The sequence below is a fragment of the Bartonella sp. TP genome (assembly GCF_030406085.1).
Lineage (GTDB): Bacteria > Pseudomonadota > Alphaproteobacteria > Rhizobiales > Rhizobiaceae > CALTWN01.
This window is the reverse complement of record NZ_CP129002.1, coordinates 320627-342080: the sequence shown is the minus strand read 5'-3', so window position 1 is coordinate 342080 and position 21454 is coordinate 320627. Positions and strand designations below refer to the sequence as shown.

The following is a 21454-nucleotide window of genomic DNA, read 5'->3' as shown; positions in this document are numbered from 1 at the left end:
CCTTTTGCCTTAAATTATTGAATGTTGCTTGAGCTCGGTTATTAATTCTGCAACTGTGGATAGGATTTTTGCTCCATCTTTATTCCCATGTTCTTGGGGGGGGGCAAATTTTATTATTTCTAAATGCGGTGATAAATCTAGGCCAAAACTATTTATATCCATTTCTTCAATTTGTTTTTTTCTAGCCTGCATAATTCCCATCATACTGACAAAACGCGGTTCATTTAAATGTAAATCGCATGTTATAACTGCGGGTAAAGGCATTTGTATTTCCTGTGACCCATTTTCTGCTTCACATTTTACAATTGCTATATCTTTCTCTATTTTCAAGCCGCTTGCAAAACTGGCTAATGGCCACTCTAGTTTATAGCTCAGCATTTGGCCTACTTGATTAGATTCACCATCAATACTTTGTTTGCCTAGCAGAGCTAATGTTATATTTTCTTTTTCTACTATCTTGCTTAATATTTTGGCGACGTTTATGGGCTCTATTATATGCTCGCTAAGTATTAATATAGCTCGATCGGCGCCCATGGCCAAGGCCGTGCGTAGCGTTTGCTCGGCTGCTTTGCGTCCAATACTAACTACAATAATTTCTTTTGCTATATTTTGTTCTTTTAAGCTTATTGCAGCTTCTAATGCTACTTCATCAAATGGATTCATAGACATTTTAACATGCTCTATGTCTACTCCGTTGCCGTCTTCTAGTACACGTATTTGGATGTTGTGGTCGACTACATGTTTTGCGGCGACTAATATTTTCATATTTTTACCTGAAATTACTTAGTTGTCTTCTTGTTATCTTATAATATATAAGTTAACATATAAATATGAAAATGAAAATTCTCTGAAAATATGCCAAAGCGTAAAATATCTACGGCTAAGCCGTTACCAGAATATATCAAGGCCGACAGAGGCGTTAGTTCTTTTGAGCAAATAGCTAATTGGTTAGCCTACCGCAATGTAGAAGATATAGAATGCATTACGCCTGATCAGTCTGGTGTTGCGCGTGGCAAGATGATGCCTTCAAAAAAATTTATTTCTGAAACTTCGCTAGCTTTGCCATCTAGTGTGTTCATGTCTACCATTTCTGGTGATTATCCAAATAATAGCGATATATTTACTTACCCAGAAAGCGACGGGGATTTAAAATTGGTACCAGATTGCAGTACCTTGTGCATTGTACCTTGGGAGGATGACCCTACGGCTCAGCTTATTTGCGATTTAATAGAGCAAGACGGGTCTTATGTAACTTATACCCCGCGTAATGTCTTGCGCCGAGTCGTTGCTGAATATGCTAAATATGGATATAAGCCTGTAGTTGCGCCAGAAATAGAGTTTTATTTAGTAAATAAGAATCCAGACCCAGATTATCAGTTAACTCCACCAGTTGGGCGCTCTGGCCGTGCTATAGGTGGTGGGCAGGGCTATTCTATCGCTGGCGTTAATGAATTTGACGAGTTGATCGACGATATTTATCATTTTTCAGAAGCGCAAGGGCTTAAAATCGACACGCTTATACATGAAGAAGGCGCTGGGCAATTTGAGATTAATTTGCGTCACGGCGATCCTATAGATTTGGCCGATCAAGTATTTATGTTTAAGCGTACAATTAGAGAAGCGGCCTTAAAACATAATGTATATGCTACTTTTATGGCAAAACCTATACAGGGCCAGCCCGGTTCGGCTATGCACATACATCAATCCGTTATAGATTTAGCAAATGGCCAGAATCTGTTTTCAAATGCAGATGGCACAGAAAGTCCTATGCTAAGATATTTTATAGGTGGTATGCAAAAGCATATGGCCAATGCTTTGGTAATGATGGCTCCTTATGTTAATTCTTATCGTCGGTTGATTCCTGGTGCTTCTGCGCCAGTAAATTTACGTTGGGGTTATGATAACCGTACCTCGGCTTTTCGCGTACCAGGTGCTAGCGCGCAAAATCGCCGCGTAGAAAATCGCATTCCTTCTTCTGATGCAAATCCTTATTTAGCTTTGGCTGGTTCCCTAGCTTGTGGTTTAATAGGTATAAGAGAGAAGATTTTACCGCAAAACCCTGTCTCAAAGAGCTCTACTATTGCAGATATTGAATTGCCACGCGGCTTGATCGAGGCGGTTAGTTTGTTTCAAAAAGATAGCGCATTGCGTGAAATGCTGGGGCATAAATTTATTAATACCTATGCTGCTATTAAACAACAAGAGTTCAAAACTTTCATGGAGGTGATAAGCCCATGGGAGCGCGAGTATCTTTTGCTGAATGTCTAAGATAAGCTTTTTAGACTAGTTTGCACTGTTTAAGTCAAAAATTGTATAGTTATTTTGTAGGCAGCTTGCTTTTAAAGTGTTATACATTAGCATTGCTATGGTCATTGGGCCTACGCCACCTGGCACTGGGGTAATAAATTTAGCTAGATTTAAAACGGCCTCAAAATCAACATCGCCTACTAATTTGTTATTTTTACTTTTATTTATACCAACATCGATTATAGTAGCGCCTGGTTTTATATGATTCTTGCCTATGAGTTTTGGGCGGCCCGCCGCGGCAACTAAAATATCTGCGTTACGGCATAGCTGTTCTAGGTTTTTTGTTTTACTATGTGCGATGGTAATAGTAGCGTTAGCTGTTAGCAGTAAGGCCGCTATTGGTTTGCCAACGATATTTGAACGGCCTATGATAACAGCATTCATTTGGCTTAGATCTTGTCCATGAATTGCTTGTATCAACTGCATAATACCAATAGGTGTACATGGCAAAAGCGCTGAATTATGGGCATAGTTTTTAAGGCCATTATACCATAAATGTCCCGTATTAACATAATTGAAGCCGTCTACATCTTTAAGTGGCGATATTGCTTGGCATATTTGCTGTGTGTCTAGCGCGGATGGTAGCGGAAGTTGCACTAATATTGCATTGATTTTGGGGTTATTATTTAAGTTTTGAATAAAGCTTATTAGTTTTTGCTGGGTTATATTATTTTCAAATCTATGTATGGTTACTATAAAGCCGCATTCTTCGGCTCTTTTCTTTTTAGCATTTATATAGCTGTTGCTTGCTTTGTCATTTCCTATTAATATAACCGCTAAGCTGGGGATGCACTGAGTTTCCTGGAATAAGATTTTTTTATAGTTAGCAATATTATCAATTATTTTTTGCGCTTGTTTTTTTCCGTCAATGAGCTCTGCCATACAGCCTTCCTTAGTATAATAAACTTGTGCTAGCTATTTAATTTAGCGGTAATTTATGCTAAGAATAAGTATATTTTTCTATAATAGCAATGTAAAAAAGCACCTCATCCTTATGCGTCAAATAATTAAATATGCTTTTTGCATTTTTTGCTTTTTGCTTATGCTCTTGGCTGCAAGCCTGGTTTATTTTACGTATTTTTTCTCTACAGATAGTATTCGTAAGCATTTGGCCGAGGTTCTTAGCGCTAAAACTGGCTATAATGTGCAATTGCATCAGTCCGCACATATTGCTTTTTTTCCGCAATTCAAAGCCAGTTTGTATTCGATAGTATTAACTACGCCGCGTTCTGCGGGATTGGCGCCGTTAATGCGTGCCGAGCAAATAGATATTGACCTTTCGTTAATAAAAGCCTTGCAGGGCAAATTAGAATTTTCAAATATTAAGGTCGTTAAGCCGCAATTTTTTCTAAGCCAGCCAGTATATGATATAATTTTGGCTGCCAAAAAAATCTTTGGTCCTGATGGGATTATGCGCAAATCGCTTACTACTCTAACTATTGAAAATGGGCGTTGTGAGAATCTTGGTGATATTATGGCACATATTACTTTTGGCGGGTTACAACAGAAGCCCTATATCGAAGCGCAGGCAAAATTTTTTGGGCAAGCTTTGCGCTTAAATACTCATATCGATGTTAATAGGGGTAAAAATATAGATCTTCCTGATTTGTTATTTTTGCTTGATAAATTTAAATTACATGGTGCGCTGCAGGTAGCTTTGTTGGCCAACCCTACAATCACTGGTTCTTTAGCTATTGAGCAATTGGATTTGCAAAATTTTATACAAAAATTATGGACTAATTACATAATAGCCATTGGGCATAACAAAGAGCTTGTGAATCTGGATTTACGTTTATCGGCCGCTAGCGCAAAATATAAAGTTTTAGAAGTAAAAAATTTAGCTGTTACTTTGCAAGCAGGAATAAAAAATTTGCTTTTAACTATAGGCAATGGCGAAAGCCAATATGGCCGCATTGCTGGAAATATTAAAGCTTATAAAGTTGGACAAAAAGCAACAATCGAAACAACCCTTAGTAGTGCCAAGCTAGATTTGGCACCTATAGCAAAAGTAAGCTCTGGCTTAGTGATTAATGCTCAGGGTGCAGTGAATTTTCAGGCAAAATCTGTTATAGATGCTAAACAAACAGATGATTTATTGGGTGTTATTTTTTCGAATATGTCTGCTACGGCAAATATTAATGCTGATACAGGTTATTTAGAGGGTTATGCTATACCGATGCTTGCTGATGAGAAAAAAATTCTAGCTCAAACCGAGCAGATGATAAGCTATGACAAAAAGGAAAAATATAAATTTAGTAATTTAAAATTTCGTGCATTTTTTACTCCCTCGTTAGAGCGTGTTGACCATGTAATTTTAGCCTTGGACAGCAAAAAAATAGATTTTAGCGCGGTTAAAGTTAAAGCACAAGCTAATGATAGTTTTTTAATAAAGGGCAAAATTTGTACTAATCCTGGGCCGGGTTCAGAATTTATCTTATTGAAGACAGCAAAAATTGAGCATTTTAGGTATATTCCTGGTTCAAAATTGCCTGATAACTATTTAGACAAAAAATTGCAAGCAATTTTATCAATATATGCAGCAACTCAATTATGTGTAAAGTAAAAAAGCGACCAAGAATCTATAATAATGCTAACTTAACAATAGATGCTATGATAGGTTTGCCAGTAGCGCAAGCCCATTATTTGCTGCATGTTTTACGGCTAGGCGAAAACAGTGAGATAGTTATCTTTAACGGTAAATATGGCGAATTTATTGCGTCATTACATTTGATAAAAAAACACTTGCATGCTAAAATTTTTTGTTTTATTAGGCCCCCGGAGCCGCTACCAACTTTGCGCTATTATTTTGCTCCAATAAAACAATTGCGTTTGGATTATATGATACAAAAAGCGGTAGAAATGGGAGTTGGTACAATATGTCCTGTAAAAACTGAATATACACAATTGAATAAGTTAAACTATGAGCGATTAACCGCGAATGCTATAGAGGCTGCTGAGCAATGTGGAGTTGTATATTTGCCAGAAATTAGCCCCATTTGTAGTTTTGAGGATTTAATAGAGACATGGGATGTTAATTATCATTTAGTTTTTTGTGATGAAAAGGCGGTTTCTTTCAATCGGTTGGCTATCTTAACCGAAATTTATGATAAGGCTAAGAATCTCGCTGTATTAATTGGTCCAGAGGGGGGATTTAGCATGCAGGAAAGAGCGATGCTACATGAAGTTAAGTTTGCTAGCGCTATATCTCTTGGCCCTAACATATTGCGTGCGGATACTGCCGCAGTAGCGGCTTTGGCTCTTGTAAATGCTGTTGTGCAAGAAAAATAAACTATAGACAGTAGTGTAATTTTTATTATATAGTTTTTCTAGTTTAACTCAAGATAAAGATGTTTGCTGATGGCTCGTGATATAGTTAATGATAGTCCTATAGAAAATTTAGAGCTTCTTGCGCAATATTTGAAAGAAGGCGAAAAACCTAAATCTGACTGGCGTATTGGTACAGAGCATGAAAAAATACCATTTTTCTTGGCAGATAATAGTAGTGTGCCATATGTTGGACCAAAATCGATATCGCAAATTTTACATCAAATGCAGCAGCAACTAGGATGGGCCCCTATAATAGACCAAGATAATTTGATTGGTCTAACTAGCCCGCATGGGGCAGCTATTTCCTTAGAACCAGGTGGACAATTTGAACTTTCCGGTGCGCCCTTAACGGATATTTTTGCCACGCAAGCTGAATTAACTGAGCATTTGAATGTTGTAAAAGATATAGCAGAGCCTTTGGGAATTAGATTTTTGGGCATAGGTGCCAGCCCACTGTTGTCGCTTGAACAAACAGCACAGATGCCTAAATCTCGCTATGCTATAATGAAGAATTATATGCCAAAAATTGGCTCACAAGGCTTAGATATGATGTATCGCACTGCCACGATACAAGTGAATCTTGATTTTGAGAGCGAAGCAGACATGCGTAGAAAAATGCAGCTCGGTATGAAATTGCAACCTCTTGCTACAGCTTTGTTTGCAGCCTCGCCATTTACAGAGGGTGCACCCAACGGATATTTATCTTGGCGCTCAAACATATGGCGTTATACAGATAATTACAGATCTGGTTTATTACCTTTTGTTTGGAGCCCAGATTTTGGTTATGCAGATTATATAGATTGGGTACTAGATATAAACATGTATTTCATTGTACGTGAGGGCCATTATATTGATTGTACGCATTTAACTTTTCGCGAATTTTTAAAAAATGGCTATCAAACTTACCAAGCTACTGTGGGGGATTTTATTAATCATCTTTCAACAGCATTCCCAGAGGTTCGTTTAAAAAGATATATAGAAATGCGTGGAGCAGATGGCGGCTTGCCGGATAAAATATGTGCTTTATCTGCATTTTGGGTAGGTCTTTTATATGGCGAGGAAACCATGGATGCCCTAGAGCAGCTTACGCATGATTGGAGCTTTCAAGAAGTGCAGCTTATGCGTGATGAGGCACCTAAATATGGGCTGCAAACTAAATTTCGTAAATATCATTTACAAGATATAGCGCTGGAGGTTTTGCCGCTAGCCAGTAAAACGTTAGATAGCCGCCAAAATCAGCCCTGGTTACAATTGCAGCGGAGTGAGGCATGTTTTTTAGATATTTTGTACGCCATTGCGCAAAGCGGCCGGACTACAGCACAGGAATTGTTAGATAGCTATAATACTAAGTGGAATCATTCGGTGCTGCCTGTATTTAATACATATAGCTTTTAGAGATGCAGCAAACATTAGATTTAGAATATAGCGTTTCAGAACTTTCACTAGCTATTAAACAGCTATTGCAAGGTAGTTTTAGCAATATCTGTGTGCGGGGAGAAATTTCTGGTTATCGTGGACAATATAGCTCGGGCCATGTTTATTTTTCTTTAAAAGATAACTCTGCTAAAATAGACGCCGTGATTTGGAAAACGGTTTTTTCTAGCCTTAAATTTAACTTAGAAGAAGGTATGGAAGTTGTCGCCTTTGGCAATATTTCTGCTTATGCTCCGTCTTCAAAATATAATTTTGTTATAACTTCCATAAAGCCTGCTGGAGTAGGCTCTTTAATGGAGCTATTTGAAAAACGCAAAAAGCAACTTTTGCAAGAAGGTTTATTTGCGCTAGAGCACAAGAAAGTCTTACCATTTATACCTCAGACAATAGGTGTAATAACATCGGCGAGCGGGTCGGTTATTCGCGATATAATTCATCGTATTGAAGACCGCTTTGCTTGCAATATTATTTTGTGGCCAGTTACAGTCCAGGGTGTTAATTGTGCAAAAGACGTTGCTGAGGCTATTGCTGGGTTTAATGCCTTACCTGATTTCGTTAATAAACCGGATGTAATTATTATTGCTCGCGGTGGCGGCAGTATTGAAGATTTGTGGGGCTTTAATGAAGAAGCTGTAGTGCGTGCGGCTTTTGAAAGTAAAATTCCATTGATATCAGCTATAGGACACGAGACGGATTATACATTGCTAGATCTTGTAGCCGATAAACGCGCTCCTACACCTAGCGCTGCGGCAGAAATGGCTGTGCCGGTAAAGAGAGATTTGCTGCTTAGCTTAGAAAATAAACAACATAGATTAGGCAAGGCGATAATCCGTAATCTTAAAATTATGCAAAATGATTATAGTGCATTAACTAGGGCAATGCCGAGTTTAGAAGAAATTCTTCGAGCATTTTGGCAACGTTTTGTTGAAAAATCTCGGCTGCTTGTTTATACTTATGAGCGTAAATTGCAAAAAAAATCAGCAAAATTTACCCTCTATGCACAAAGATATCAGCTAAGTTTATTGCTAAGATTTATAAAACATTCCTCAGAGCAGTTAAAATTGCGTACGCGTGTTTTAAGCAATTTATCTTATCAAAATGTTTTGCAGCGGGGCTTTGCTTTAGTCACCGGACAAGATAAACGGCCAATTTGCCGAGCCAAAGATGTAGTTTTTGATCAGAAAATGCAATTGCGCTTTATAGATAATACTGTTAACATTGTCGCACCAGCATTGGAAAATAAGAAGAGCTAAGGGGTGATTTATGGAAACTAAAGCGATGTTGCCGCGTGGTTTTATTGACCAAGACTCTGCATATATCCGTCAGATTGCTAAGATAAATAATATCATTGCTCAGACCTATGAGCTATATGGTTTTGAGCCTTTACAAACACCTTTTTTTGAATATAGCTCTGCTTTGGGTAAGTTTTTACCTGATGACGATCGCCCCAATGCTGGTGTTTTTTCCTTGCAAGATGATGATGAGCAATGGCTTTCGCTGCGCTATGATTTAACAGCGCCATTAGCTCGCCATGTAGCTGAAAATTTTGACACTATAACAAAACCTTATAAAACTTATAGATATGGCCCTGTTTTTCGTAATGAAAAAGCGGGTCCTGGGCGTTTTCGTGAATTTTTACAATTCGATGCAGATATAGTAGGTGCACCATGTGTAAGCTCAGACGCGCAAATGTGCATGATGGCTGCAGATGTGTTGAGCAAACTAGGTATTGGCATAAAAAATTATCTGGTCAGAGTTAATAATAGAAAAATTCTGGATGCTTTGCTAGAGATAATTGGCTTGCCTCAACAGGCTGCCGAGAAAAGATTAAGAGTTTTACGCTCTATAGATAAATTGGATAAATTTGGGTTAGATGGCGTTGCTTTGCTTTTGGGTAAAGGGCGTCTTGACGAAAGTGGTGATTTTACTAAAGGTGCTGAATTAAGCGATGAAGCTATTCGAAAAATTTTAAGCTTTTTGCAGCTTAATACAGCTAATTCATGCGAAGAGAATTTGGACGCTATGGAGCAAATAATAGCAAATAATAGTCTAGGGCAGTCGGGCTTAGTAGAGTTAAGATTGATGCATAAATTATTCATAGCAGCTGGATATAATGATCGTATTAAAATCGATCCCTCGATTGTAAGGGGTTTAGAATATTATACAGGTCCAGTATTCGAAGCGCAGTTGCTTAGTGATATAACAAATAGCAATCAACAAAAAATAGTGTTTGGTGCAATAGCTGGTGGTGGCCGTTATGATGGCTTGATTTCGCGTTTTCGCGATATATCGGTACCTGCGACTGGATTTTCCATTGGTGTTTCGCGGTTGGCATTTGCTTTGTCTAGTCTGGGGTTAAACGGTGAGCTGGCTACGCGTAAGATCGGGCCTGTTGTTATTTTAAAAATGGACAAAGACACTGAGGCTTTATCTAGCTATCAATCTATCGCTGCCGGTTTGCGAGCTCATGGCATAGCTTGTGATATATATGCTGGTTCTGCTGGCATGAAAGCGCAAATGAAATATGCAGATCGTAAAAATGCCCCATGCGTTATTATTCAGGGCGAAAGAGAGCGGCAAGAAAACAATGTGCAGATTAAAGATCTGATAGAGGGTGCTCGTTTGGCAAAAACTATAGAAACAAATCAATTATGGCGCGAAACCAGAGCTGCACAAATCACCGTTGGCTTGTCAGATGTTGTAGTAACCGTTATGGATATTTTGAGTCGTTATGAAAGTAAAGCTATCCAATAATTTATTGAATAGCTTTTGTTGTTAATTTTATTTGCTTTGTAGATATTTAAGAATATTTTGCGGTGAAGATTCGCCATATGGGTCGTCTTTGCAATTGTCTGCAAAACCTGGCTCTACAAATAAATGTTCAATGGTGCCATCATTGACTATAGCGGCGTAGCGCCATGAGCGCATGCCGAATCCAACATTGTCCTTAGCTACTAGCATGCCCATTTTGCGAGTAAATTCTCCGCTGCCGTCAGGAAGTAATTTAATATGTTGCAAATTTTGTTGCTTTCCCCAAGCATTCATAACAAATGCATCGTTTACGGCTAAGCAATAGATTTCTTCGATACCGAGGGCTTTGAACTCTGGGGCGAGCTTTTCGAAATCTGGTAATTGATAAGTAGAGCAAGTAGGTGTAAATGCTCCAGGCAACGAAAATAGCACTACTTTTTTACCTTTAAAATATTCATCGGAGGTTACGTCTTGCCATCTATATGGATTTGGGCCACCAACAGCCTCATCACGTACTCTAGTATGAAAGATTACAGAAGGTATTTTGTTGTTCAACATGATTTGATTCCTTATAATGTCTGCACATGGATGTTAGCTAAAAAAATATTGTAGGTCAATATTTATGTATTTGTGTTAACGCCCTAGATATAATAAGGTTGGGTAATTTGGACGAGATAATTTATTAAATGACAGCTAAAACAATGATAACTAAGCCTTATACGGACCAACAACCTGGTACCTCTGGCTTGCGTAAAAAAGTAAAGATTTTTCAGCAAAAGAATTATCTAGAGAATTATATACAGGCTATTTTTGACGCTATAGGCGGGATAAAGGGGCAAATATTGGTCTTGGGAGGCGATGGTCGATTTTTTAATGCCCAAGCTATTCAAACTATCCTAAAAATGGCTGCAGCAAATGGCTGCTCTGGCCTTATAGTAGGTAAAAAGGGCTATCTTTCTACACCTGCTGCGTCGTATCTTATACGTAAATGCAAGGCTAAAGGCGGAATAATTTTGTCGGCTAGCCATAATCCGGGTGGAAAAGATGCCGATTTCGGTATTAAATATAATATAGAAACCGGTAGCGCGGCTCCGCAAAGTGTAACGGATAAAATTTTTTCTATAAGTAAAATAATTACTCGCTATAAAATATGTGACTTACCAGAGATAGATTTAACAACTCCGGGTAATTTTTTTCTTGGCGATATGAATATAGAAATTATAGATTCTGTAAAAGATTATGCAGAGTTGATGGAGCAGATTTTTGATTTTGAGCTTATAGCAAATGCTATTTCTAAGGGGCTAGATTTCCATTTTAACGCCATGCATGCTGTTAGCGGGGAATATGCTATAGAAATTTTTCATAGAAGATTAGGTGTTCCATTGGGCAATATAAAAAATGCCCAGGTTTTAGAAGATTTTGGCGGTGGCCATCCAGATCCAACGCCACAAAATCTTGGTAGTTTTTTTAATGATTTTATTACTGCAAAAGTTGGTTACGATTTAGGCGGCGCATGTGATGGTGACGGTGATCGCAACTTAATCTTGGGCCGCGGGCAATATGTGAGTCCATCAGATAGCTTGGCGATTTTGCTGCATCATGCCAATTTAATAAATTATTATAAGGCTAGTTTATACGGAATCGCTCGCTCTATGCCAACAAGTCAAGCTGTGGATATAGTCGCTAATAAGTTAGGTATTCCGTTATATGAAACGCCTACTGGGTGGAAATTTTTTGGTAATCTATTAGATGCCAAAAAAATCGCTTTTTGTGGCGAAGAAAGCTTTGGGGCTGGTTCTTTTCATGTAAGAGAAAAAGATGGTATTTGGGCTATTCTTTTTTGGCTGCATATTGTTGCGGCTACAAAAAAATCTGTAAATCAGCTAGTTCTAGAACATTGGCATAATTATGGTAGACATTATTATGCGCGGTATGATTATGAAGGCTTGGATAAGCTTAAGGCCGAGTTTTTTATGGCAGAATTGCGTACTCGGTTGCCGCAATTAATGAATCAACAAATAGAAGAGGTCACGATAGTAGCTGCTGATGATTTTTCTTATTATGATGAGCAGGACAAGAGCTGTGCCGATAAGCAGGGGATTCGTATTATTTTAGCAACAGGGCAGCGGATAATCTACCGTTTATCCGGTACTGGTACAAGCGGGGCTGTGTTGCGTTTATACATAGAGCACTATGAAACGGATCTCGCGTGCTTGCAATTGGGCACGCAAGATGTTTTGAGACCATTTCTACGGATAGCAGAAAAGCTAGCAAAAATAAAAGCCCTTTTGGATAAAGATAAGCCAGACTTAATTGTTTAGCTGCTTAATGTGGACTAATCATTGCTTTAGGATTTACTAATTTGCTATAATCTTGCTCGCTTACGCCAGCTTGTATTGCTTCTTCGCGTAATGTTGTGCCATTTTCATGTGCTGTTTTTGCAATTTTTGCGGCTTTATCATAGCCTATAGCTGGTGCCAGGGCAGTAACCAACATTAGGGATTGCTCCATAAGTTCGTTTATGCGCTTTTCATTTGCTGTAATGTCTTTTACACAATGATCAGCGAAAGAGCGCATAGCATCGCTTAATATGTTTATAGATTGCAACACATTATAGGCTATTACCGGTTTATAGACATTTAATTCAAAATGTCCCTGGCTTGCTGCGAAGGTAATAGTACTATTATTGCCAAATACTTGTGTTGCTACCATTGTAAGTGCTTCACATTGTGTAGGGTTAACCTTCCCTGGCATTATTGAAGACCCTGGTTCATTCGCTGGCAAATTAAGCTCGCCCAAGCCAGAGCGTGGCCCCGAGCCCAAAAAACGTATGTCGTTTGCAATTTTAAATAAATCTGTTGCCAAAGCGGTCAAGCTACCATGAAAATGGGCAAGCGCGCCGTGAGAGGCCAAAGCCTCAAATTTATTTTCATTGGTTTTAAAATTTATACCAGTAAGGTCGCTTACTTCTTTGGCAAAACTAACATCAAAGCCTATGGTACTGTTTAATCCGGTGCCCACGGCTGTACCGCCTTGCGCCAATTTTAATATGTCAGCTAAGGATTCCTTAATTCTTGTCTTATTATTTTCTAATGCAGCTCTATAGCCAGAAAATTCTTGTCCTAAGGTAATAGGTGTTGCGTCTTGTGTGTGTGTCCGACCGATTTTTATTATGTCGTTAAAGATAGCTTCTTTAGCTTTTAATGCTGTTATTAAATAATCTAGAGAAGGCAAAATTTGTTTAGTTGTTTCTATGGCAACTGCTATATGCATTGCTGTTGGGAAAGTATCGTTCGATGATTGGCCCATATTTACATGATCATTTGGATGTACGGGGCTTTTTGAGCCTAATTCTCCGCCTAACAATTCTATGGCTCTGTTTGCTATAACTTCATTCACATTCATGTTGCTCTGCGTGCCAGAACCTGTTTGCCATACGGAAAGTGGAAATTCTGTATCTAGTTTACCATCGATGATTTCTGAGGCAGCTTCTATAATCTTTTGGCCTATTTGTGCGTTTAACTTTCCTAGCTGCATATTTACTTTTGCTGCTGCTTTTTTGACAATTGCTAAAGCATATATTAAGGGCATAGGTTGTTTTTCGTGGCCAATTTTAAAATTATTGCGCGATCTTTCAGTTTGTGCTCCCCAATAATGGGCAGCATCTACTTCTATGTTACCAAAACTGTCAGATTCTATGCGGGCTTTAGTCATTTTTACACTTCCTATAAAAGAAAAATTACACGCGGATATTACATTATAACTAAATTATAAGCAAGCAAAACTAAAAAGGCCCACAAAGCTGTGGGCCCAGATTTTTATATAATATTGGAAAGGCTTAGAAATCCATGCCGCCCATGCCGCCCATACCACCACCTGGCATTGCTGGCATTGGTGTTTCTTTCTTAGGCAGCTCGGCTACCATTGCTTCGGTAGTTATTAATAAGCCAGCTACTGAAGCCGCGTTTTGCAAAGCAGAGCGTACCACTTTTACCGGGTCTACTATACCCAAGGCTATCATGTCGCCGAATTTGCTGTTCGCTGTGTCATAGCCGTAATTGTCATCGGAATTCTTTAAAATATCACCCACAATTACTGACGCTTCTTCACCAGCATTAGCAGCAATTTGTCTTGCTGGGGCTTGTAAAGCGCGCCTTACGATGTTAACACCAGCCTCTTGGTCGCTATTCGCTCCCTTTACTTTAATTTGCGAAGCAGCGCGAAGTAATGCTGTGCCGCCGCCAGGAACAATGCCTTCTTCTACGGCTGCTCTGGTAGCGTTTAATGCATCATCCACACGGTCTTTCTTTTCTTTAACTTCAACTTCTGTTGAGCCACCGACGCGAATTACTGCCACACCGCCGCTGAGTTTTGCTAAGCGTTCTTGTAGTTTTTCACGGTCATACTCAGAGGTAGTTTCTTCGATTTGACCTTTGATTTGATTTACACGAGCTTGAATGTTTGCTTTTTCGCCAGCTCCATCTACTATTGTAGTGTTTTCTTTATTTATGGTAACTTTTTTAGCGCGACCTAGCATATTCAAGGTTACGTTTTCTAGTTTTATGCCTAGATCTTCGCTAATCATTTGTCCCGAGGTCAAAATAGCGATATCTTCTAGCATAGCTTTGCGGCGATCACCGAAACCAGGTGCTTTTACTGCAGCAATTTTTAATCCGCCACGCAATTTGTTAACTACCAAAGTTGCCAAAGCTTCGCCTTCAACATCTTCTGCTATAATCAAAAGTGGCTTGCCAGATTGTACTACAGCTTCTAATACTGGCAAAAGTGCTTGTAGGTTAGAAAGCTTCTTTTCGTGTATTAGGATATATGGATCATCCAAATCTGCAACCATTTTTTCAGCATTGGTTACAAAATAAGGGGAAAGGTAGCCGCGGTCAAATTGCATACCTTCTACTACTTCTAATTCTGTTTCAGCCGTTTTAGCTTCTTCTACAGTTATAACCCCTTCATTGCCAACTTTTTCCATGGCTTTTGCGATCATTTCACCGATCTCAGCTTCGCCATTGGCAGATATTGTGCCTACTTGAGCGACTTCTGCCGAAGTTTTGATTTTTTTTGCTTTCTTTAAAAGATCATGTACTACTTCGTTAACAGCAGCGTCAATACCGCGTTTAACATCCATAGGATTCATGCCAGCTGCAACAGCTTTTGCGCCTTCTTGTACTATGGCTTGGCCAAGTACTGTGGCTGTTGTTGTGCCGTCACCTGCAACATCATTGGTTTTTGATGCTACTTCGCGCAACATCTGTGCGCCCATATTTTCGAACTTATCTTCAAGTTCGATTTCTTTTGCCACCGACACACCATCTTTTGTGATACGCGGTGCACCGAAAGATTTGTCAAGCACTACGTTACGACCTTTTGGTCCCAATGTTACCTTTACAGCATTTGCCAATAAATCCACACCGCGTAACATACGTTCACGAGCTTCACGCCCAAATTTGACTTCTTTAGCAGCCATTTATATTCTCCTTAAATTTAAAATACACAAAAAAGCTATAATTTAGCCAATTATGCCCATGATGTCAGATTCTTTCATGATAAGAAGATCTTCGCCATTAAGTTTTACTTCTGTACCGGACCATTTGCCGAAAAGCACACGGTCGCCTGCTTTTACTTCTAGCGCCACTATTTTGCCGCCATCATCTCTGGCGCCATTGCCCACGGCCACTACAAGACCTTCTTGAGGTTTTTCTTTAGCTGTGTCTGGAATTATTATGCCACCAGCTGTCTTTTCTTCTGACTCTATACGGCGTACTACGACGCGATCATGTAAGGGACGGAAATTACTATTTGTCATTTTTTGAACTCTCGTAGGTTTAAATTAAGCTCAATAATTAAGGCTTGTGATTACAAAACCTTGATTTCTATTAGCGTGTTTTTATAGTCGCTAATATTAACTTATAGATAAAAATTGGTTTTCTTTTTTTCAAGAGCGCATAAAAAATTAAACGGCTTTTTTACACCTGTTGGACCTGCTTGAGTTGCGGTATAAAATGCTTTAGTAAATTTTCCACACCTTGTTTAAGAGTGGCACTGGCCGAAGGGCAGCCAGAGCAAGCTCCATGCATTTTTAGATATACTGTTCCGTCTCGGTATCCACGAAAAGTAATATCTCCACCATCTCTGGCTACTGCGTCCCTTATATGGCTGGCTAGTAATTCTTTTATGCAGTTTACTATTTCTTTGTCTTTTTCTTCAAAAAATTCTTCATCATTGTTGGCTGAAATAGCTGCAGGGGCAGCTTGGTTTTCTGCATATACATTTTCGTTACTAAGAAAATATTCCAAAATAACTGCTAATATCGCAGGCTTTATGTGCTTCCACTCGCAATTGCTTTTGCTAATGGCTATAAAGTCTGTTGCAAATAATATGGAGCTAACACCCTGGATATTAAATAATTGAGCAGCTAATGGTGATGAAGTTTTTGCTTCTTCCTCTGTTTTATATTCTACTATTTTGTCTTTAGAAATTAAGCGACCAGGAAAAAATTTTAATGTATTTGGGTTAGGTGTTTCTTGCGTTTGTATAAACATTGCAATACTTTCTTTTACTTAGTTAATGTCTAGATAAAACCAACTATTTCCTTTATCTCTTTTAGATTTTTTTCTGCTATATTTTGCGCTCTTTCGGCACCGTTATGTAATATATTATCTATATAGCCTGGATCCTTTGCCAGTTTATGTAATTCGCAGGAAATTTTGCCAAGCTTTTCAGTGGCAAGTTCGGTTAGACTTGCTTTGAATGTGCTGAACGGCTGGCCAGCAAATTGCTGTAGCACCTCTTCTTTTTTTTCGTTAATAAAAGCTGCATATATGCCGATTAAATTATTTGCCTCTGGCCTTAATTCTAGCTCGGCGATATTTTCTGGTATAGGCAGGGTATCTGTTTTTGCTTTACGTATTTTTAAAGCGATGTCGTCAGCACTGTCCTTTAGATTTATGCGTGATAAAGGAGAGGGGTCCGACTTAGACATTTTTTTTGTGCCATCTTTTAGCGACATTATCCGTGGTGCGTTGCTTGAGATAAGTGCTGTCGGAAGCTTGAAATATATCTGCTTAGCTTCGCCATTAATCAATTCTGCTTGCCCATAATTTAAATCTATTAAGCGTTGCTCATAATCGGCGTTAAATTTTTTAGCGATATCACGGGTGAGTTCTATATGTTGTTTTTGATCTGTGCCGACAGGTACTATAGTTGCTTTATATAATAATATATCTGCAGCCATTAAGCTTGGGTATACATAAAGTCCGAGGGAAGCCTTCTCGCGATCTTTGCCCGCTTTGTCTTTAAATTGCGTCATGCGATTTAACCAGCCGACTCTAGCAATACAGTTAAAGATCCAGCACAATTCGCTATGCTGTGGCACGCGAGATTGGTTGAATACTATATGCTGTTTTGCATCTATACCGCAGGCTAAAAATGCTGCCACTGCGTTGCGCGTGGAGTCTATGAGATCTTGCGGTGCAGGGTTTACGGTTAAAGCATGCATATCTACTGCACAGTAAGTGCAATCATAGTTTTGTTGCAGATCTACCCACTGTTTAATGGCGCCTAAATAATTGCCAAGATGTAGATCACCGCTTGCTTGTACGGCTGAAAATATACGCTCTGAATGATGTTGCATTATAAAATTACCTGCGCAATTTGTTCTTTAATATATTTATATCGATCGCCTTAAGCATTATCGTTACCAGAAGATAGATTAGCATAGCTAGTATTATAATGGCAAGGTTTGTTAAGATGCGTAAGAAGTTTGTACTTTGACTAGATAGAGCAAAGCTGAAATAATATTGTGCTAATAGTAAAAATAGCCCCATAATCCCTGCAGCAATTATAAATTTGTAGAGGCGTTTTGCTATTAGCCCATCGGCTATGAAATATTTGCGTTTTTTTAGGCCAAAAAATAGTAAAGCGCAATTTACCCATGCTGTAAAAATTTCTGCGATAGCTATTCCACGAGCAGAAAAATATGGAAACAAAGTTAAGGCCAAGAAAATATTGATTGCAACCGATATAGCAGCAAAAGACAGTGGAGTTTTAGTATCGTGCCTAGCAAAGTAGTTGGGGACCAAAGCTTTAATAAGTATAAAAGCTGGTAGGCCAAGCCCATAAATTGTTAGTACTCCTGCTACTTTTATGGTAGAGCTAACGCCAAAATTTCCATGTTCTAATAATAATCGGACAATTGGTTGTGCCATTATTAACAGTGCCATAGCGGCTGGAAGAGCTAAAAACAGTGTGAATTCTATAGCTCTATTTTGTAGCTCTTGGCTTTTTTGTTCAATTTTTGATCTTTGTGCTGAAGAAAGCTCTGGTAACAATACTGTAGCTACACTAATGCCAATAATACCAAGCGGTAATTGATACAGTCTGTCTGCATATGCTAACGTAGAAATTGCGCCGCTATCTCCAGAGGCTATGCTGGTGTTTATTAATAAATTGATTTGTGTTATGCCGCCGCTAATAGCAGCAGGAAAGGCCAAGGTTAGTAATTTACGAATTTTGGGGGTAAAATGTGGCGGCTTGATTTTGAGCTTGATGCCCGCTTTGAGAGCAGCGCTATATACTAATGCAAGCTGTATAAGGCCAGCACACATTACGCCTTTAGAAAGCGCAAGCCCTGTAGTCCAATAATCTAAATGGTAATAATAGCTATATATAAGTACTAAAATTAAAATAAAATTTAAGAATATCGGTGCTATGGAGGCAGCGAAATAACGATGCAGTGAATTCAGCATGCCGCTAATTATAGCCGTTAGCGACATGCAGCTTAAGTATGGGAACATGATTAGAGCAAATCGGATAGTCATGTAGTATTTGGTGCTGCCTTGTTCAAATCCTGGTGCGATTATATAGCGTACCAGCAGTGGCATTGAGATTTGGGCAATGATAGTTATTAGCAATAAGGTAGTGAATAACACGCCAAAAACTTGTGCTGCGAAATCTCGGGCTTGATCCAAGCCTTTTTCTTCTATATCTTTAGTAAAAAGTGGAATAAATGCTGAAGATAATGCACCTTCTGCGAATAAACGACGAAAGCTGTTGGGAAAGCGAAAGGCTGCGTTAAATGCGTCGGCTGTTGGGCCTGTACCAAGAGAAACTGCCATTAACATTTCGCGTAAGAAACCAAATAGGCGGCTTGCGGCTGTGCCGCTAGCAACCGTTGCAAATTTTTTAAAAAGTTCCATTTATAGCGCAGTGTTTAAGAATTAATAATAGCTTATTGCATTATAAGTATTATATTTATAAAATCAATGTGACTTTTGATAAGCGGATTTTGCTGATGGAAAAAATAGAGAGCCTTTTAGATATCATTACCCCTTATAAGACATTGTTTTGCGATATTTGGGGAGTTGTGCATAATGGTGTTAAAATAGATGTGCAGGCGGTTAATTTATTGGTACAATTACGCAAAAAATCTATTACTGTGATTTTGGTTACTAACTCACCAAGATTGGCATCTGAGGTAGCTGCTCAGCTTAAAAATATTGGCGTGCCAGAAGAGGCCTATGATTTTATAGTTAGCTCTGGCGATGCAACTCGAGAATTGATAGAGGATGGACCTAGGCGCTTGTGTTACATAGGAACGGATCAGGAATTACATATTTTAGACGGGTTAAGTAATGAAATAGTTGAATTGGAAGAGGCAGATGGAGTTTTATGTACGGGGTTATTTGATGCAGAGCATGATAAGATAGAGGATTATCATATGATTCTTCAACGTGCACGCTCGAGGAATTTACCTTTTATTTGTGCTAATCCGGATTTGCAGGTATGGCGAGGCAATCAATTGCTTTATTGTGCAGGCGCTTTGGCTCGGGAATATAGTTTATTGGGCGGCCGTTGTTTTATAGCAGGTAAACCGCATAGCGCTATTTACGATTTAGCTTATAAGCGCGCTGCTTCGCTGGGTAGAAAGATAAAAAAATCAGAAATTTTAGCAATAGGTGATGGTCTATTGACAGATATAAAGGGAGCTTTGGCCTTTGGTATAGATAGTCTTTATGTCCTTGCCGGAGTAGATCGCGAGAATTTTATGTTAAATAATGCGTTTAGTGAAGCGTTATTTAAACAATTCTTGAAGTCCAATGCGCTAGAGCCTTTAGCTTATATGTTTTCTTTAAAATAATTTTGTTGAAAGTTATAAGCTAAAAATGCTGTCTCATTTTATTATCTTAAATACTAGTAAAAATTTAACGACTAGCTTACGTGGTGCTGTAGTAGCTATTGGTAATTTTGACGGTGTGCATCGTGGGCATCAATATTTATTGGGGCAAGCTTTGCATAAAGCGCGCGAATATAATTGTCCGGCCCTGGTGTTGACTTTTGAGCCTCACCCTAGGAGTTTTTTTGCTATAGATTCATCATTATTTCGGTTAACAAATAATCAGCAAAAATATAAAATTCTAGAGCTTTTAGGCTTTAACGCAGTTGTTGAACAAGAATTTTCTCAAGCTTTTGTTCAGACAGAGCCAATGGATTTTATAGACAAGATTCTAGTAAATAACCTGGCAGCGCGTGCTATAATTACTGGCAAGGATTTTTATTTTGGTAAAAATCGTGCTGGGTCATCGCATAGTTTAAAATCATATGCTATGCAACATCAGAAATTTGAAGCTATATCAGTTGACATACAAGCGGCTGACAATGGTAAAATTATCTCATCGAGTTACATACGCTGCTTATTGCAGTGTGGTCAAGCTAGGGAAGCTGCAGAATTATTGGGTTATCATTATACAGTAGAATCGGTAGTGATTCATGGTGCAAAATTGGGTAGGGAGCTAGGGTTTCCGACTATTAATATGTCTTTGCCGCCTCATATAGTTTTGGCACATGGTATATATGCAGTAAAGCTCAAGCGAGCAAATGGTATTGTATTAGATGGTGTGGCTAGTTTTGGCAGAAGGCCTACAGTAACTGAGGCTGGGCAGGTTTTGCTAGAAACTTATTTATTCGATTTCGCGGAAGAGATTTATGGTGAATATGTTGCTGTTAGTTTTTTTGAATATTTAAGGCCAGAAAAAAAGTTTGCCGATTTAAGTAGCATGGTCAAGCAAATATCTTTTGATGTAAGGAGGGCGCAAGCGGTTTTAAAAATAGCTAAACCGATTTCGGTTTTAGATGCTAAATTATGTTTTTAACTAAATTTATTATCTAAGTTGTTTGCGGCTATATCGCATAGTTTTTTTACCCTTCCGCCAGAGCGGCAATAGGCATAAACAGGCTTTTCGGCAGCCGTTAATATCTCTGCCATTTTTTCTGCCGTTTGTAAGGTCAGGTTATTCATTGTAACTGGTAAATAAGCGGTTTTAATGTTAAGCTTTGCTGCTGCTTTTTCTATTTCAGTAAAATTTGTTTGTCCTAGTTCTTCGCCGTCAGGTCGGTTGCATAATATGGTCTTGAAGCCTGCTTGCGCTAGAGATTCTACATCATTTTCATTGATTTGTTTGCCTACATATATTTGCGGTGAATATTCTTCGGCTTTAAAATTAGTACTCATAAGTTTAGCAGTATCTTATAGGGAAATTGCTATAGTTGTTGCTATAACAATATATGCACTTATTATAATGGTAGAGTAGAATAATGCGCTTTTAGTTAGCTCTGTCATGAC

The 21454-nt window shown here is 38.7% G+C and carries 19 protein-coding genes; 9 read left to right on the top strand and 10 right to left on the bottom strand.

The window, feature by feature from the left end:
* Positions 1 to 9: 9 nt before the first annotated feature.
* Positions 10 to 765, bottom strand: coding sequence for an electron transfer flavoprotein subunit beta/FixA family protein (locus tag QVL57_RS01735; RefSeq protein WP_290076997.1), 756 nt, complete (start codon positions 763 to 765; stop codon positions 10 to 12).
* Between the two features lie 90 nt (positions 766 to 855).
* Here QVL57_RS01735 and QVL57_RS01730 point away from each other — a divergent pair, with 90 nt between their 5' ends.
* Entirely contained in the window at positions 856 to 2268 is a 1413-nt protein-coding gene (locus QVL57_RS01730; RefSeq protein ID WP_290076995.1) for a glutamine synthetase family protein, read from the top strand.
* A gap of 15 nt (positions 2269 to 2283) precedes the next feature.
* Here the strand turns inward: QVL57_RS01730 and QVL57_RS01725 are convergent, their stop codons facing one another.
* Positions 2284 to 3189 (bottom strand): tetrahydrofolate dehydrogenase/cyclohydrolase catalytic domain-containing protein, encoded by a 906-nt coding sequence (locus QVL57_RS01725; RefSeq protein WP_290076993.1) that lies wholly within the window; start codon positions 3187 to 3189, stop codon positions 2284 to 2286.
* A 55-nt stretch (positions 3190 to 3244) separates the two neighbouring features.
* Between QVL57_RS01725 and QVL57_RS01720 the strand changes: the two genes are divergently transcribed.
* From QVL57_RS01720 to hisS, 5 genes are all read left to right on the top strand, one after another.
* Complete coding sequence (locus QVL57_RS01720) at positions 3245 to 4870, top strand: AsmA family protein (protein WP_354669857.1); 1626 nt, start codon at positions 3245 to 3247, stop codon at positions 4868 to 4870.
* A complete protein-coding gene (locus tag QVL57_RS01715) occupies positions 4858 to 5595 on the top strand; it encodes a 16S rRNA (uracil(1498)-N(3))-methyltransferase (protein WP_290076989.1) in 738 nt (245 codons plus the stop codon). The genes QVL57_RS01720 and QVL57_RS01715 overlap by 13 nt, the downstream gene beginning before the upstream one ends.
* A 69-nt stretch (positions 5596 to 5664) precedes the next feature.
* Positions 5665 to 7029: a glutamate--cysteine ligase gene (locus tag QVL57_RS01710; RefSeq protein ID WP_290076988.1), complete on the top strand. Its 1365-nt coding sequence runs from the start codon at positions 5665 to 5667 to the stop codon at positions 7027 to 7029.
* Positions 7030 to 7031: 2 nt separating this feature from the next.
* Positions 7032 to 8321 carry an exodeoxyribonuclease VII large subunit gene (gene xseA, locus QVL57_RS01705; protein ID WP_290076986.1) on the top strand — a complete coding sequence of 430 codons (1290 nt, stop codon included), beginning with the start codon at positions 7032 to 7034 and terminating at the stop codon, positions 8319 to 8321.
* A gap of 10 nt (positions 8322 to 8331) precedes the next feature.
* The gene (gene hisS / locus QVL57_RS01700; RefSeq protein ID WP_290076984.1) at positions 8332 to 9822 is read left to right on the top strand and encodes a histidine--tRNA ligase; all 1491 of its coding nucleotides are present in this window, start codon (positions 8332 to 8334) and stop codon (positions 9820 to 9822) included.
* Between the two features lie 27 nt (positions 9823 to 9849).
* Here the strand turns inward: hisS and QVL57_RS01695 are convergent, their stop codons facing one another.
* Positions 9850 to 10377 carry a peroxiredoxin gene (locus QVL57_RS01695; protein ID WP_290076982.1) on the bottom strand — a complete coding sequence of 176 codons (528 nt, stop codon included), beginning with the start codon at positions 10375 to 10377 and terminating at the stop codon, positions 9850 to 9852.
* Positions 10378 to 10505: 128 nt separating this feature from the next.
* Here QVL57_RS01695 and QVL57_RS01690 point away from each other — a divergent pair, with 128 nt between their 5' ends.
* Positions 10506 to 12140: an alpha-D-glucose phosphate-specific phosphoglucomutase gene (locus tag QVL57_RS01690; RefSeq protein WP_290076981.1), complete on the top strand. Its 1635-nt coding sequence runs from the start codon at positions 10506 to 10508 to the stop codon at positions 12138 to 12140.
* 4 nt (positions 12141 to 12144) lie between these two features.
* On the opposite strand, the gene fumC is transcribed toward QVL57_RS01690, so the two are convergent.
* The 6 genes from fumC to murJ all read right to left on the bottom strand — a co-directional run bounded on the left by fumC (position 12145) and on the right by murJ (position 19031).
* Entirely contained in the window at positions 12145 to 13533 is a 1389-nt protein-coding gene (gene fumC, locus QVL57_RS01685) for a class II fumarate hydratase (protein ID WP_290076979.1), read from the bottom strand.
* Positions 13534 to 13657: 124 nt separating this feature from the next.
* Positions 13658 to 15301 (bottom strand): chaperonin GroEL, encoded by a 1644-nt coding sequence (groL, locus tag QVL57_RS01680; RefSeq protein WP_290076977.1) that lies wholly within the window; start codon positions 15299 to 15301, stop codon positions 13658 to 13660.
* 42 nt (positions 15302 to 15343) lie between these two features.
* Positions 15344 to 15640, bottom strand: coding sequence for a co-chaperone GroES (gene groES, locus QVL57_RS01675; protein WP_290076975.1), 297 nt, complete (start codon positions 15638 to 15640; stop codon positions 15344 to 15346).
* A 160-nt stretch (positions 15641 to 15800) separates the two neighbouring features.
* A complete protein-coding gene (locus QVL57_RS01670) occupies positions 15801 to 16376 on the bottom strand; it encodes a NifU family protein (RefSeq protein WP_290076973.1) in 576 nt (191 codons plus the stop codon).
* A 29-nt stretch (positions 16377 to 16405) separates the two neighbouring features.
* Positions 16406 to 17467 carry a tryptophan--tRNA ligase gene (trpS, locus tag QVL57_RS01665; RefSeq protein ID WP_290076971.1) on the bottom strand — a complete coding sequence of 354 codons (1062 nt, stop codon included), beginning with the start codon at positions 17465 to 17467 and terminating at the stop codon, positions 16406 to 16408.
* 7 nt (positions 17468 to 17474) lie between these two features.
* Complete coding sequence (murJ, locus tag QVL57_RS01660) at positions 17475 to 19031, bottom strand: murein biosynthesis integral membrane protein MurJ (RefSeq protein WP_290076969.1); 1557 nt, start codon at positions 19029 to 19031, stop codon at positions 17475 to 17477.
* A 95-nt stretch (positions 19032 to 19126) separates the two neighbouring features.
* Between murJ and QVL57_RS01655 the strand changes: the two genes are divergently transcribed.
* On the top strand, positions 19127 to 19972 hold the full coding sequence (locus QVL57_RS01655; protein WP_290076968.1) for a TIGR01459 family HAD-type hydrolase: 846 nt from the start codon (positions 19127 to 19129) through the stop codon (positions 19970 to 19972).
* 25 nt (positions 19973 to 19997) lie between these two features.
* The gene (locus tag QVL57_RS01650) at positions 19998 to 20984 is read left to right on the top strand and encodes a bifunctional riboflavin kinase/FAD synthetase (protein ID WP_290076966.1); all 987 of its coding nucleotides are present in this window, start codon (positions 19998 to 20000) and stop codon (positions 20982 to 20984) included.
* On the opposite strand, the gene QVL57_RS01645 is transcribed toward QVL57_RS01650, so the two are convergent.
* The gene (locus tag QVL57_RS01645) at positions 20981 to 21343 is read right to left on the bottom strand and encodes a TIGR01244 family sulfur transferase (protein ID WP_290076965.1); all 363 of its coding nucleotides are present in this window, start codon (positions 21341 to 21343) and stop codon (positions 20981 to 20983) included. The two genes, QVL57_RS01650 and QVL57_RS01645, sit on opposite strands and share 4 nt — an antisense overlap.
* Between the last annotated feature and the right edge of the window lie 111 nt (positions 21344 to 21454).

Excerpts from the sequence above, each read along its gene's own strand:
- QVL57_RS01690 (WP_290076981.1), top strand. The coding sequence starts at position 10,506 with ATGACAGCTAAAACAATGATAACTAAGCCTTATACGGACCAACAACCT.
- murJ (WP_290076969.1), bottom strand. The coding sequence starts at position 19,031 with ATGGAACTTTTTAAAAAATTTGCAACGGTTGCTAGCGGCACAGCCGCA.
- hisS (WP_290076984.1), top strand. The coding sequence starts at position 8,332 with ATGGAAACTAAAGCGATGTTGCCGCGTGGTTTTATTGACCAAGACTCT.
- QVL57_RS01710 (WP_290076988.1), top strand. The coding sequence starts at position 5,665 with ATGGCTCGTGATATAGTTAATGATAGTCCTATAGAAAATTTAGAGCTT.
- QVL57_RS01645 (WP_290076965.1), bottom strand. The coding sequence starts at position 21,343 with ATGAGTACTAATTTTAAAGCCGAAGAATATTCACCGCAAATATATGTA.
- fumC (WP_290076979.1), bottom strand. The coding sequence starts at position 13,533 with ATGACTAAAGCCCGCATAGAATCTGACAGTTTTGGTAACATAGAAGTA.
- groES (WP_290076975.1), bottom strand. The coding sequence starts at position 15,640 with ATGACAAATAGTAATTTCCGTCCCTTACATGATCGCGTCGTAGTACGC.
- QVL57_RS01720 (WP_354669857.1), top strand. The coding sequence starts at position 3,245 with ATGCTAAGAATAAGTATATTTTTCTATAATAGCAATGTAAAAAAGCAC.
- QVL57_RS01715 (WP_290076989.1), top strand. The coding sequence starts at position 4,858 with ATGTGTAAAGTAAAAAAGCGACCAAGAATCTATAATAATGCTAACTTA.
- QVL57_RS01670 (WP_290076973.1), bottom strand. The coding sequence starts at position 16,376 with ATGTTTATACAAACGCAAGAAACACCTAACCCAAATACATTAAAATTT.
- groL (WP_290076977.1), bottom strand. The coding sequence starts at position 15,301 with ATGGCTGCTAAAGAAGTCAAATTTGGGCGTGAAGCTCGTGAACGTATG.
- xseA (WP_290076986.1), top strand. The coding sequence starts at position 7,032 with ATGCAGCAAACATTAGATTTAGAATATAGCGTTTCAGAACTTTCACTA.
- QVL57_RS01650 (WP_290076966.1), top strand. The coding sequence starts at position 19,998 with ATGCTGTCTCATTTTATTATCTTAAATACTAGTAAAAATTTAACGACT.
- QVL57_RS01655 (WP_290076968.1), top strand. The coding sequence starts at position 19,127 with ATGGAAAAAATAGAGAGCCTTTTAGATATCATTACCCCTTATAAGACA.
- QVL57_RS01695 (WP_290076982.1), bottom strand. The coding sequence starts at position 10,377 with ATGTTGAACAACAAAATACCTTCTGTAATCTTTCATACTAGAGTACGT.
- trpS (WP_290076971.1), bottom strand. The coding sequence starts at position 17,467 with ATGCAACATCATTCAGAGCGTATATTTTCAGCCGTACAAGCAAGCGGT.
- QVL57_RS01725 (WP_290076993.1), bottom strand. The coding sequence starts at position 3,189 with ATGGCAGAGCTCATTGACGGAAAAAAACAAGCGCAAAAAATAATTGAT.
- QVL57_RS01730 (WP_290076995.1), top strand. The coding sequence starts at position 856 with ATGCCAAAGCGTAAAATATCTACGGCTAAGCCGTTACCAGAATATATC.
- QVL57_RS01735 (WP_290076997.1), bottom strand. The coding sequence starts at position 765 with ATGAAAATATTAGTCGCCGCAAAACATGTAGTCGACCACAACATCCAA.